Origin of the sequence: Streptomyces sp. NBC_01216 (genome assembly GCF_035994945.1) — a bacterium.
In the GTDB taxonomy this organism is placed as follows: Bacteria; Actinomycetota; Actinomycetes; order Streptomycetales; family Streptomycetaceae; genus Streptomyces.
Map to the genome: position 1 here is coordinate 291971 of NZ_CP108677.1, position 12432 is coordinate 304402.

Consider the following 12432-nt stretch of genomic DNA (forward strand, 5'->3'; position numbering starts at 1 on the left):
CCGGCCAGAGGCCAACCGCCAGGCTCTCACGGGGCGGCGGTCAGACGTCGAGCAGTCGCTCGGCCGCCTCGACGGTCTGGGCGAGGAGCACCGCGATCGTCATCGGGCCCACACCGCCGGGTACCGGGGTGATCAGGGATGCCCGCTCGGCGGCCGACGCGAAGTCGACGTCACCGGTGGTGCCGGCGTTGTACCCGGCGTCGATGACGACCGCGCCGGGCTTGATGTCCTGCCCTTTGATGAAGTTCGGCCGGCCCACCGCCGCCACGAGCACATCCGCCTCACGGACCACGGAGGAGAGGTCGGTGGTGCGCGAGTGACAGTACGTCACGGTGGCGTCGCGACCGAGCAGCAGCAGCCCGGCCGGCTTGCCGAGGATGGCGGAGCGGCCGACGACCACCGCCCGCTTGCCGCTGAGCCCGACGTCGTAGGCGTCGAGGAGACGCATGATGCCGCCCGGGGTGCAGGAGACGAACCCGGGGAGTCCGAAGCCCATGGCGGCGAACGAGGCCATGGTGACGCCGTCCACGTCCTTCGCCGGGGCGATGGCCTCGAAAGCGGCACGCTCGTCGATGTGCGGGCCGACCGGATGCTGCAGCAGGATGCCGTGGACCCCGGGGTCCACGGAGAGCGCGGTGATCGCGGTGATCGCGGCGACGAGTTCCCCGGTCGTGGTCTCGGCGGGGAGTTCGACGTGCCGGAAGCGGATTCCGGCCTTCGCGCAGCGGTTGCGCTTCATCTTCACGTAGGTGACGGAGGCGGGATCAGCGCCGACGAGCACGGTGGCGAGGCACGGCGTGACGCCGGTGCGACGGAAGACCTCCGCGGCGCGGGCCGGGCCGAGGGCGGAGACGGACAGGCGGCGAGGACGAACACCGGCCGGGGTACGGGAGCCGGGACGTCCGGACGCTTGTCGACGGCCCGCGCACACCTCACGATGACTCTCACGGAACGGACGACCTCACCGGGGAGGCCGAGTTGACCGATGCCTGGGTGGCGGCGCACGTCGACGCGCGGGGAGCGGCGCCGCCGGACGCCGGAGCGGTACGCAGGGCGCACGAGGCGTTCACAGCGCGCGGCCGGACGCGACTGTCCCCGGTCCGGCCGCTGGTCGCGGAGTCCTGGCGGCGCTCGGCACGCGCACGGGTCAGTCCGGACGGGGTCGCCGGGGTCGAGCTGGACGAGGAGGAGCTCGCCGGGCAGCGCGAGGACCACCCGCTGTCCGCCGCGATGCCGGTGATCCGCGAGCTGATGGGCGCGTACGCGCGGGACGGGGAACATCTGCTCGCGGTCTGCGACGCGGCGGGGCGGATGCTGTGGGTGGAGGGGCACGCGGCGACGCTGCGCCGGGCGCGGGCCATGAACTTCGTCGCCGGGTCCCGCTGGTCGGAATCGGCCGTCGGGACCAACGCGCCGGGAACCGCGATCGTGACGGACCGGCCGGTGCAGGTGTTCACCGCGGAGCACTTCCGGCGGCAGGTCCAGGCATGGACCTGCGCCGCCGCTCCCGTTCACGATCCGCACACCGGGCGTCTGCTGGGCGCCGTCGACATCACCGGCGGAGAACGGCTGAACCACCCGCACAGCCTGGCGTTCGTCCAGGCGGTGGCGCGGGCCGCCGAAGGCCACCTGGCCCTGCTCGGACCCGCTCCGGCCACGGACCGGGTCCGGCTCACGGCGCTCGGCCGCGACGAGGCCCTGCTGACGACGGCCGGCCGCGGACTCCGCCTCGGCCGCCGCCACAGCGAGATCCTGGTGGTGCTCGCCCACCATCCGGAAGGGTTGACCGGCGACGAACTCCTGGTACGGCTCTACGAGGACGAGTCGATCACCCCGGTCACGCTGCGCGCCGAGCTGTCCCGGCTGCGCGGGCTGCTGGGCCCCGAGGTGCTGCGCTCGCGCCCGTACCGTCTGGCCGGGCCGGTGGACGCGGACTTCACGATGGTGGACCGGCGGCTCGGTTCCGGTGCGCTGTCGGCCGCGCTCGGCTCGTACGCGGGCCCGTTGCTGCCCGGTTCGCGCGCTCCCGCCGTCGTACGGATGCGCGAGCGGCTTGCAGGCCAGCTGCGCGCGGCGCTGCTCGACCGGGCCGATCCGGCGCTGCTCGCCGACTGGACGTACAGCCCGTGGGGTGAGGACGACGTGGAGGTGTGGCGGGCGCTGTCCAGGGTGGTCCCGGCGTCGGTACGTCCGCCGGTACTCGCCCGGCTGAACGCTCTGGACGAGGAACTGGGCACCGGGACGGCCGCTTCGACGGGTGCGACCGGGACCCCGGAGGGATCGCCGGGCGGGACGGGGACAAGGGGTGGGACGAGGAGGTCCGGCGGGAACGTCCGCGGCGCAACGGGGTCGCAACGTCCCGGTCCGCAGACTCGGCGGTGAGCGCCTGCCAGGGACGGCCGGCGCTGTCCGAGGGAGGCCATGTCCATGACCCGTTACGCCGCACCCGGTACCGAGGGCGCGATCATGTCGTACCAGGCCCGCTACGACCACTGGATCGGCGGGGAGTTCGTCGCCCCGGTCCGCGGCGGGTACTTCGAGAACCCGAGCCCGGTCGACGGCCGTCCCTTCACCGAGATCGCCCGCGGCACGGCCGAGGACGTCGAGCGGGCTCTGGACGCGGCCCACGCGGCGGCTCCGGCGTGGGGACGCACCGCTGCGAGCGAGCGGTCAGGCGTCCTCCTGCGGATCGCGGACCGGATGGAAGCGCATCTGGAAGAACTGGCGGTCGCCGAGAGCTGGGAGAACGGCAAACCGGTCCGCGAGACACTGGCCGCCGACATCCCCCTGGCCATCGACCACTTCCGCTACTTCGCCGGGGCGTTGCGCGGTCAGGAGGGCACGCTCAGCGAGATCGACGGCGACACCGTCGCCTACCACTTCCACGAGCCGCTGGGCGTCGTCGCGCAGATCATTCCGTGGAACTTCCCGATCCTGATGGCGGTCTGGAAGCTGGCTCCGGCGCTCGCCGCGGGCAACGCGGTCGTGCTCAAGCCGGCCGAACAGACTCCGGCCTCCGTGCACTTCTGGATGAGCCTGATCGCCGACCTGCTGCCGCCCGGCGTGGTCAACATCGTCAACGGCTTCGGAGCGGAGGCGGGCAAGCCGCTCGCCTCCTCACCGCGCGTCGCGAAGATCGCCTTCACGGGCGAGACCACGACGGGGCGGCTGATCATGCAGTACGCCTCGGAGAACATCAAGCCCGTGACGCTGGAACTGGGCGGCAAGTCGCCGAACATCTTCTTCGACGACGTGTGGGCGGAGGACGACGACTTCCGCGACAAGGCCCTGGAGGGATTCACGATGTTCGCCCTGAACCAGGGCGAGGTCTGCACGTGTCCGTCCCGGGCGCTGATCCAGCGCGGCCACTACGACGAGTTCCTGGAGGCGGCGGTCGCCCGCACGGAGAAGATCCTGCCGGGCCACCCCCTGGACACCGACACGATGATCGGCGCTCAGGCGTCGAACGACCAACTCCACAAGATCCTCTCCTACATGGACATCGGACGGCAGGAGGGCGCCAAGATCCTGACGGGAGGCCGCCGGATCGAGTACGACGGCGAACTGGCGGGCGGCTACTACGTCGAGCCGACCATCTTCGTGGGCGACAACCGCATGCGGGTCTTCCAGGAGGAGATCTTCGGCCCGGTCGTCGCCGTCACCCCCTTCACCGACTTCGACGACGCGATCCACACGGCGAACGACACCCTCTACGGCCTCGGCGCGGGAGTCTGGACACGCGACGCCGGCACCGCCTACCGCGCGGGCCGCTCGATCCAGGCGGGTCGCGTCTGGACGAACTGCTACCACGCCTACCCGGCCCACTCCGCTTTCGGCGGCTACAAGCAGTCCGGCATCGGCCGCGAGACGCACAAGATGATGCTGGACCACTACCAGCAGACGAAGAACCTGCTGGTGAGCTACTCACCGAAAAAGCTCGGCTTCTTCTAGCTGCACGAAAGATGGCGCCTGACCTGGGGTTTTCCCCGGGTCAGGCGCCTTCTTGGAGTGCACGGCCCCTCCCATGGGGGAGGTGTCGAAATACCCCCCTTCTTCCAGTTCATCCCACCGGTATCCCAGTCCTGACCGGCAGTTCCGGGCCATACACGGGCCAGATTGCGGCTCAGCCCTTGGGGCTGCTGTCTTCGCTGCGCCGGCTCCACTCCTGCATCGACTCCTCGATGAGCCGGTTGGAATGCTCCTGAAGACCGTCCAGAAACTTGGCGTAGTACTGGAAGAGCACTTGGATGCTCTGGCCGGCCCGGCGCGCGCATTCGGCAGGATCCACGCCGGAGTGCAGCCAGAACGAGATCCCGGCGTGCCGGAGGTCATAGGGCCTCTTGGCGAGGAGCGTCGGCTGCTCATGGGGAGTCAGGACCTTCTTGCGGGCCCGCTCCCACGTCTTGCCGTAGGCCGCTGCATCAACGTAGCCGCCGGCCTCATTGCGAAACACTCGGCCATCGGGCGCCACGTCGAAGCGATCGACGTGTTTTCGCAGTGTGTGCACGAACGACGGCGGTACCGGCACGGGACGTGTGGCCTTGATGGCTCGCCGCTTCAAGGAGTGCACTTCGTGGACCGAGCCATCGTCCGTCCACTCCTTGCCGGCCGTGACGACACCTCCGCTCAGGTTGAGCATGCCCCAGCCGCTCTTCGGTAGATGGCACTGTGAGATCTGCAGGTGGATGACCTCCGCCGGACGCATGGCCGCGTAGTACATGCAGCCGAAGAACGCCTCAAGGTGCGGGCCGCGGCCCTGTTGTTTGCCAACAGCGGTCAGCAGGCGAGCAACCTGGGTCGGGTTCGGCACGCAGGCCGGGTCCACTTCCTCGCTCACCCCAGGAGCCTGCCACTTGACCCTTGCGAGCGGATTCTCCGCGAAGTATCCCTTGTCGACGGCAGTTCCGAGGACTCGCTGAAGGCCGATCGCTTCCGCAGGGCGGTCTTCGCCGCGGCGGACTCTCCGTCGATCTTCCGGCCGAGCGCGTCCAACGCCCTGCGCACGACGTCTGGTTCCATCAGCTCACTGACGGGCAGGGAGTGCCCCCGAGGTGTCGCTGCAGGAACTCATCCGGGACATCGTCGAGTCCCAGCAGGCCGGTGACGCGTCCAACGCGCTCCTCGGCTCCGTCCAGCGCGGCCACGACGCGGGCCCGATGGTCCGCCTCCAGGAACTACTTGAAACCGGCGCCCAGTTCGCCGGTGCGCTGGAGACCGTGCAGGGCCGGCAGATCGCCGTCCGGCTCGCCGCACTCGGTCGGCAGATCGAGTTTCTCACCCGCGAAGTCGAAGAGGCGGCCGAGGACCTCGGCGCGACCGTCGCCGTCCTGCCGCCGCACCGCACTCCCGTGCCGCGCTTCCGCCCCCGACCTGCCGTGGACACCACCCCGCCCACGCCGCCGCCGCGCACCAGCACGGCCGCCCGCCACCGCTGAGGCGTCGCCTCCCTGAGAGAAAGCCCTTCTTGTCCCTGACCGCACCCCCGGCCCCCGCCCCGCGCATCACCTACGGCGCAGTGCTGGGCAGCCCGTACGTCACCCGCCTGCTCGGCGGCACCCTCGCCAGCCGCCTCCCCAACGGCATGGCACCCGTCGCCATCCTCCTGTGGGCCACCACGAACGGCGGCAGCATCGCCTTCGGCGGGCTGCTCAGCGCCCTGTACGGGCTGTCCTCCGCGCTGGCCCAGCCGGTCAAGGGACGCCTCATGGACCGCACCAGCGAGGCGTACGCGTGGCTGATCCTGGCGATCGGCACTGGGCAGTCCGTCGGCACCGCCCTGGCCGGACGCCTCGCCGAGCAGCCCCTCACCACCGCAGCGCTCCCTGCCGCCGGCGCGGCCTTCGCGCTCGTCGTCCTGCTCGCCGCACGTCGGCGCCTCGGTCCCGCGGCCGCTTGAACCGCCGTGGTCGGCACCGCCGCCCGCTCGGGGTTCGGCACAAGACGCCCTGATCCAGGGCGCCCCCAAGTTCCAACCGTTTTGAGGAGATCTTTCCATGGCCGTTATCGGTAAGCCCGGCTATCGCTGGACGCGGAATACCACTGGCCAAGCAGTCAGTGATCAGCGCCCGAGTCCATCTCGTCGAGGGGCGTCAATCGCCGGTGGGACGCCACGTACGAGCGCGGCGCACGGCGATCTCACCGCAGACGACGGCGACGACGAGGCCGCCGAGGGCGATGAGAAGGGAGCCGGTGGCGACGAGGCCGGCGGAGAGTTCGCCGCCGTCGCCGATGGATAGGAGCATTTGTCCGAGCACGTAGGTGGCAGCACCGGCTCCGACGCCGACGACTGCGAGCGGGACAGAAAGGTTCCAGAAGGCGACCTGCACGTAGAAGCGTCGGTCGTTGCGGAACGAGGCGATCGGGCCGAGACCACGTGCCTGGTCGTCGAAGACGGATGCTGCACCCACCACCCCGGCAAGGACGAGGGCCGCAAGGCCGATGAGTGCCGCGTCCAGGACCCATTTGACGTATCCGGCTCGTGCCTGTGCCCCCAGCATTCCGGCCTCCACGGGCACGTCGAGCATGGGCATGCCCAGGGTGCGATAGGCGGCTTCCCAGACACGGTCGGCTCCCGCGTCGCCCTCCGTGTTGAAGACGACGAGCGAGACCTTCTCGGGATCCGTGATGCCCGGGTGGCTGGACGTGACATTCACCCTGTCCGGGGTGAGCCCGAGGACGGCCAGCGCTCTCTGCGGTCCAGGTCCGATGTTCTTGATGACACCGGTCAGTGCAGTGCTCTTCTTGGGGCAGGTTGTCATCGGGCCGAAGAAGGCCAGGGACGTGCAGTTGCCGGAGAACACGACCCTGTCGTTCTCCGAGTACAAGAGAACCGAGGGCTGTCCGGGAAGATCCTTGCGGAGCCGGTCGAACCGGGAGGGGTCGCCGGAGGCGTTGATCAGGATCGCGTTGCGGTCCGTTGCGCCAGCCAGTTGCTTGGCGACGATTTCCGGTCCTTCGAGCTGGCTGGTGACGACCTGCCCCAGTGTTGTCAGTCCCAGTCCCACGATCATGGATGCGCTGAGCACAGCGAGGACGACCGGGCGGGCCGCGAGCCACCGTCCGGCGATCAGCCCAGCAGGGCCACCCCGGCGAGCGGAGAAGGACGCAATGGCCGAACCCAGCGCACCCGACAGACGCCCCCCGAGGCTCGGCAGGACACCAAGTACGAGCACGGCGCCCAGGAAGAACACGACCCTGCCTGGACCGTCCGCGCGCCATGTTCCGTACAGGCACAGTGCGGTTCCCGCCCCGCACAGGATCCAGGTCGTTCGGCCCGATGCCGTCTTGGTCTGTTGGGGGCGCGTGGAGGTCCGCTTGGGCGGCCTGGCGTACCGCAGGGCGCTGACGCCCGCGATGAGTGCGGCCGTGGCCACGATCAGGACAGGGAGCCAGGGGCGTACACGGGCCAGATCACCAGCGGCGACGGTATGCCCCGTGAAGGGAAGGCGGATGTCCCAGAACGTCGTCGCCCAGGCCGTGGCCGCGGCCAGCAGTGAACCCGCGGCCACGGGGACAGCGGCCTCACCGATCACCACGAGGAGGCGCGACAGGCGAGAAGCACCGAGGGCTTCGAGCATGGAGATACGGCGGTCCCGCAGCTCCGAGCCACCGCGCACGACGACTACGAGAGCGGCTGTCGTCGGCAGCACCGTGAACAGCAACAGCAGCACCCACAAGTCCACCGGGGATCGCTCGAACTGGTGACTGACCGTGAAATAGTCGAGGAACTGAGATCCCGGACGCCCGAAGCCAGAGATGAAGGTGTTAAGGGTCGTCTCATCGAAGATCCCCTCGATGGGGGAGCGGGTGTAGACGAGCAGCTCATCGGGCTCGGTCAGGCCCTGCCGCCCGATGGTTCCCGCCATGGTGCCGTAGCGAGAGACGAGCACCCCGTCGGCATGCCTGGCAGCCTGCGGGGACAGGAACACCTCGCCCTTCTCAGGCCACCGGTCAAGGCCGGGAGGAGGGGCAGCGGAGGCGCTCAGAGGCTCGGTGAAGATCACGGACACCGCTTCGCCATCCGCGTAGTCCGGACGTTCAAGCCATCGGGCCACGGCTTCCTGCCGCTGGTCGGTCAGGACCGGAGAGCGGGCATCCTGCCTCTCCTGTCTGGCCTCCAGGCTGGCATCCACCGCCAGGAGACTCCAGGTCACCATCAGGACAAGGAAGGATGCGGCGAAGAGCCCGAAGCGGTGCACCAGTCCGGACGCACCACTCGCCCGCCCCACGCGGTGTCCCAGACGGAGCATCGCCAGATGCCTGTTCACCTGGCCTCCCCCGAGTCGGCGATCAGCCGGCCTTCCGCCAACTCAAGGGCCCGGTCGGCGCGGTCCGCGATCTGTGGGTTGTGCGTGACAACGATCAAAGCGCACCCGAAGCGAGCAGGGAGACCGAACAGCAGGTCGGCCACCACGTCCCCGGTTCGCTGGTCGAGCGATCCAGTGGGTTCGTCCGCCAGCACCACCGAGGGCTTGCCAATCAGCGCCCGCGCGACGGCGACACGCTGGCGCTCCCCGCCCGATAGCGCTCCCGTCGTCTTGGACGACGCACCCTGCACACCGAGCTCGTCCAGCAGCTGCTGTGCGTCGGCGTACGCGCCCTTTGCGCTGCCGCCGGCGAGGAGGACGGGCAGGGCCGCGTTCTCCAGCGGGGACAGCTCTGGGATCAGTTCACCGAACTGATACACGGTCCCCACAGTCCGCAGTCGCAAGGCGGCACGCTCACCTGCGGATGCCTGCGTGATATCGACACCACCAACGCGCACCACGCCTGAGGAGGGGCTGATCAAGCCACTCAGGCAGCACAGGAGCGTCGTCTTCCCCGAGCCGCTGGGGCCCGTGACCGCAACGGACGACCCGGCAGGCACGTTGAGGGTCAGGCCATCGAGAAGGCGGCGATCGCCGATGCTGTAACGCAGGTTCTGGACTTCCACCGCGGCCGTCTTCCGGCTGTGCAACTCGGTACTCACATATCCTCTATCTACGCCGGGCGGCGCGGAGCCGACGCCCTCTGATGAGAGGCATCGGCTCGGCGCGGTGACTTACCTAGTTGATCAGACCCGGTACATCCAGGGACCGTACGGGTCGGTGGCCCAGTCACGGATCTGCTGCGAGCGGTGCTTGGTCACGCGGTTCGTGGTGCTGGCCTCGCTGTGGGTGCAGTTGTAGATACCGCGTTCCTCATGGATGCTGCGCGACACGCCGTCGTCACGCGTGTAGTGCGCCTTGACGGAGTTGCCATCCCTGTCGCCGTCACACACGACGACCTTTCCCCACAACGTGAAGATGTATAAACGGCGTGTGCGCGCTGTTTGCGCCATCGTCGGGTTCCGGCCATTCCCCCGGGAGTGCCTGCCCCGTGGTGATCTTTGATGGAACGCTCTGACCAGGAAGGCAGGGGGCCATTCTGTGAGGAGAGACCATGTCTGACGCCACGCCCGAAGTGACGGACCTCGGCGCGATCCCCGGCTCGGGGGACGGTCCCGCGGCCCCTGCTCTGGGCTCGATCCCGGTGACCGAGATTCATCCGGAGGCCGACAGCGGCCTGACCGTGGTTGCCCCGGCCGACGTCAAGGCGGAAGACGTGGGCATGTTCAGCGTCCGCTACAAGGGGTCGGTGCCCACGCTCGTCCTCACCGGCGGCACGATCGTCCCCTCCCTGATTACCGTCGTGGACGGGTCCGGGAACATTCTGGCGGAGTACGAGGCACGCCCTGCCCCGATGCGGATCGCGAGCCGCATGCTTCCCAACGACCAGAACGAAATCGTCTGCGCCACCCCTGACTGCAAGCCCATCAGCCTGGCCAGGTAGGCCCCACGGCCGGGTCTGACGCAGCCCGGCACCGGCCGTGGGGCGGGGAGCCTTCGCGGCGCTCAGTCGGGCCCCGGTTCGGCGAGCGCGGCTGGCTGTGCCCGGTCGAGCCGGTCACGGCGGGCTCTGAGAGGGCATTTGATCTAGACGTATTGCCCTGTATGCCCTAGTAGGTTCCTCGCCAGGTTGGTGTGGTCTCGTCCGTTATGCGCTTGGCGAGGTTGTCGATCGAGGCGATGTGGATCATGGCTACGGAGCTGGTGTTGAGGGTCTCGTAGTCGCGGGCGAGGCGCCTGTGGAGCATGAGCCATCCGAGACTTCGCTCGACAACCCAGCGCCTTTTGACGACGTGAAATCCGCGAACTCCCGGGTTTCTGTTGACGACTTCGACGTCGATTCCGAGCTGGGCCCCGTGCTCGACGACGGCGTTCTTGAATCCGGTGTCGACCCAGCTTTTGGTGATGGTCGGGTAGGTCTGCTTGGCCTGGTCGAGGAGGCGTATTCCGACGGCGTTCTCGGAGAGGCTTGCGGCGGTGACGGTCGCGGCGAGGATCAGGGCGTGCGCAAGTTCCCGGAATCCCCCAACTGACGTGAGGCTGCTGCGGGTTGGGGTGGATGACAGAGCGGACACGGGATCCGTGATCATTCAGGTGTCTAAGCCAAGTGATCAAGAAGGTTCCCGTGTCCGCTGTCTCATCTTCCCCGATCCCCTCCGTGTTGGCCAAGCTGGGTCCCCTCAACCCGGATGATGCAGCTGACCTGCGTGTCTTCCTGGAAACGGTGCCCGATCCGCGCTCGCGGCGGGGCCGCTGGTACTCGCTGACCTCGATCCTGCTGATCTGCGCGGCAGCCGCGCTCTCGGGAGCGAAGACCATCGACGAACTCGCCGAGTGGGGAGCCCGCGCCGACGCCGGGCTGCTCACCGGACTCGGGGTGCGCCGTCATCTCCTGAACTGGCGGCACGCGCCGTCCCGCTCAGCGATCGGGAGGGTCCTCGATCGCCTCGACGCCGACGCGCTCGACGCGGCCGTCAGTGCCTGGCTCGCACGCCGCCACGCGGACACGGCGGCTCCGGCCGGGCGGCGGGTGATCGCTGTGGACGGCAAGGCACTGCGCGGCTCCGCCCGCCTGGACCAGTCCCGCCGGCACCTGCTGTCCGCCGTCACCCACGGCCTCGCGGTCACCCTGGCCCAGGCCGAGGTCGGGTCCAAGACCAACGAGACCCGGCACTTCCAGTCCTTGCTCGCGCCCCTCGACCTGGACGGGGACGTGCTCACCTTCGACGCGCTGCACTCGGTGAAGGCCAACGTCACTTGGCTGGTGGAGACGAAGAACGCGCACTACGTTGCCGTGATCAAACCCAACCAGCCCACCGCCTGGACGCAGTTGGACGGCCTCGCCTGGAACGCCGTGAAGGTCCAGCACACCGCCTCGAACAAGGGGCACGGCCGCCGTGAGTCCCGCTCGATCAAGACCCTGGCCATCGCCGACAACCTCGGCGGAATCGCCTTCCCCTACGCGAAGCTCGCCATCCGCGTCCACCGCCGCCGCAAAGCCACCGGCATGAAGGAGACCCGCGAGACCGTCTACGCGGTCACCAGCCTCGACGCCCACGAGACGAAACCCGCAGACCTCTCCTCCCACCTGCGCGGACACTGGACCGTGGAGGCCCAGCACCACATCCGCGACCGAACCTTCGCCGAAGACGCCTCCACCGTCCACTCCGGCAACGCACCCCGCGCCATGGCCACCTTCCGCAACCTCGCTGTCGGCGCCCTCAAGACCCTCGGAGCGACCAATATCGCCAAGACCACCCGCGCCATCCGCGACCAACCAGAACGAGCCCTCCTCATCCTGGGCATCACCCCCAAGCACGACCTCAACGGAACTTGATCAAGCCCTGGGCGAGGATCAGGCCGATCGTGTCGGTCAGGATGCCCCGCTTCCTGCCGACGATCTTCTTGGCCGCGTCCGTTCCCTGGCTGGCCAGAGGTGCGTTGGTGGAGGTCTTCACGCTGGGTGTCGAGGACGGAGGCGGTGGGCTCGGGCTTGCGTCCTTCCTTCACGCGGGCCAGGCCGGTGAGGTCGTAGTTGAGCTGGGCGAAGATTCCCTCGTCGCGCCAGGCGGCGTAATAGAAGTAAACGGTGCCGTGGCCCGGGAAGTCGTGCGGGAGGTATTTCCAGGGGATTCCGGTGCGGTTGACGTAGAGAATCGCGTCGAACACGTCACGGAGGTCGACTTTGGCTGGCCGGTGGGCCGGCGGTCGAGCCGGGCTTTCCTCCAGGCTGTCAACGTCGGCTCGATCAGGGCCCATCGGGCGTCGGACAGGTCGGTGGGGTACGGCTTCCGCTGGCTCACGTCGCAGCGTGATCATGGACGCGGCGGATGGTGCTGTTCCGCTGCTGCTGGGCGTTTCTGCCCCATCTTCGAATTAGACGGACTTTGTGCGCGAGGAGCGGAGCAAACGGGCGGCCTCGTCAGCGACTCGACGGACGCAGGGACGCATGTATGGGGCGAACACCTCAAGTCTGGCAGTCACGAGAAGTGCCTATCGGGGTGAACCATCTTTTAACGCCCTCTGAGTGGGCGTTATTGAGCCGAAACTCATCGGTTGCCTGGTC

The 12432-nt window shown here is 68.8% G+C and carries 10 protein-coding genes and 3 pseudogenes; 6 read left to right on the plus strand and 7 right to left on the minus strand.

Annotated features, from left to right (window positions below; translation table 11 throughout):
• Positions 1-40: 40 nt before the first annotated feature.
• Complete coding sequence (locus OG393_RS01300; RefSeq protein ID WP_442817390.1) at positions 41-859, minus strand: bifunctional 5,10-methylenetetrahydrofolate dehydrogenase/5,10-methenyltetrahydrofolate cyclohydrolase; 819 nt, start codon at positions 857-859, stop codon at positions 41-43.
• A 119-nt stretch (positions 860-978) separates the two neighbouring features.
• Between OG393_RS01300 and OG393_RS01305 the strand changes: the two genes are divergently transcribed.
• On the plus strand, positions 979-2382 hold the full coding sequence (locus OG393_RS01305) for a GAF domain-containing protein (protein ID WP_442817242.1): 1404 nt from the start codon (positions 979-981) through the stop codon (positions 2380-2382).
• Positions 2383-2427: 45 nt separating this feature from the next.
• Positions 2428-3951, plus strand: a complete 1524-nt coding sequence (gene exaC / locus OG393_RS01310) for an acetaldehyde dehydrogenase ExaC (protein ID WP_327378272.1) — start codon at positions 2428-2430, stop codon at positions 3949-3951.
• Positions 3952-4123: 172 nt separating this feature from the next.
• Here exaC and OG393_RS01315 read toward each other — a convergent pair whose 3' ends face one another.
• On the minus strand, positions 4124-4837 hold the full coding sequence (locus tag OG393_RS01315; protein ID WP_327372639.1) for a hypothetical protein: 714 nt from the start codon (positions 4835-4837) through the stop codon (positions 4124-4126).
• A gap of 193 nt (positions 4838-5030) precedes the next feature.
• On the opposite strand from OG393_RS01315, the pseudogene OG393_RS01320 reads away from it, so the two are divergent.
• Together OG393_RS01320 and OG393_RS01325 are read left to right on the plus strand one after the other, a co-directional pair.
• A pseudogene (locus tag OG393_RS01320) lies at positions 5031-5435 on the plus strand (hypothetical protein); the annotation flags it as partial.
• 29 nt (positions 5436-5464) lie between these two features.
• The gene (locus tag OG393_RS01325) at positions 5465-5896 is read left to right on the plus strand and encodes a hypothetical protein (protein ID WP_327372641.1); all 432 of its coding nucleotides are present in this window, start codon (positions 5465-5467) and stop codon (positions 5894-5896) included.
• Between the two features lie 193 nt (positions 5897-6089).
• On the opposite strand, the gene OG393_RS01330 is transcribed toward OG393_RS01325, so the two are convergent.
• The 3 genes from OG393_RS01330 to OG393_RS01340 all read right to left on the minus strand — a co-directional run bounded on the left by OG393_RS01330 (position 6090) and on the right by OG393_RS01340 (position 9259).
• Entirely contained in the window at positions 6090-8267 is a 2178-nt protein-coding gene (locus OG393_RS01330; protein WP_327372642.1) for a hypothetical protein, read from the minus strand.
• On the minus strand, positions 8264-8968 hold the full coding sequence (locus tag OG393_RS01335) for an ABC transporter ATP-binding protein (RefSeq protein WP_327372643.1): 705 nt from the start codon (positions 8966-8968) through the stop codon (positions 8264-8266). The genes OG393_RS01330 and OG393_RS01335 overlap by 4 nt, the downstream gene beginning before the upstream one ends.
• A gap of 84 nt (positions 8969-9052) precedes the next feature.
• Positions 9053-9259, minus strand: a complete 207-nt coding sequence (locus OG393_RS01340; protein WP_327372644.1) for a hypothetical protein — start codon at positions 9257-9259, stop codon at positions 9053-9055.
• 161 nt (positions 9260-9420) lie between these two features.
• Here OG393_RS01340 and OG393_RS01345 point away from each other — a divergent pair, with 161 nt between their 5' ends.
• The gene (locus tag OG393_RS01345) at positions 9421-9810 is read left to right on the plus strand and encodes a hypothetical protein (RefSeq protein ID WP_327372645.1); all 390 of its coding nucleotides are present in this window, start codon (positions 9421-9423) and stop codon (positions 9808-9810) included.
• 166 nt (positions 9811-9976) lie between these two features.
• On the opposite strand, the pseudogene OG393_RS01350 reads toward OG393_RS01345, so the two are convergent.
• Positions 9977-10366, minus strand: a pseudogene (locus OG393_RS01350) (transposase); the annotation flags it as partial.
• 125 nt (positions 10367-10491) lie between these two features.
• Here OG393_RS01350 and OG393_RS01355 point away from each other — a divergent pair.
• The gene (locus OG393_RS01355; RefSeq protein WP_327372646.1) at positions 10492-11703 is read left to right on the plus strand and encodes an ISAs1 family transposase; all 1212 of its coding nucleotides are present in this window, start codon (positions 10492-10494) and stop codon (positions 11701-11703) included.
• A gap of 10 nt (positions 11704-11713) precedes the next feature.
• Here OG393_RS01355 and OG393_RS01360 read toward each other — a convergent pair.
• Positions 11714-12169: pseudogene (locus tag OG393_RS01360) on the minus strand (transposase); the annotation flags it as partial.
• Positions 12170-12432 lie beyond the last annotated feature (263 nt).

What these genes read in the sequence shown, in the direction of transcription:
- OG393_RS01345 (WP_327372645.1), top strand. Translation starts at nt 9,421, where the DNA reads ATGTCTGACGCCACGCCCGAAGTGACGGACCTCGGCGCGATCCCCGGC.
- exaC (WP_327378272.1), top strand. Translation starts at nt 2,428, where the DNA reads ATGACCCGTTACGCCGCACCCGGTACCGAGGGCGCGATCATGTCGTAC.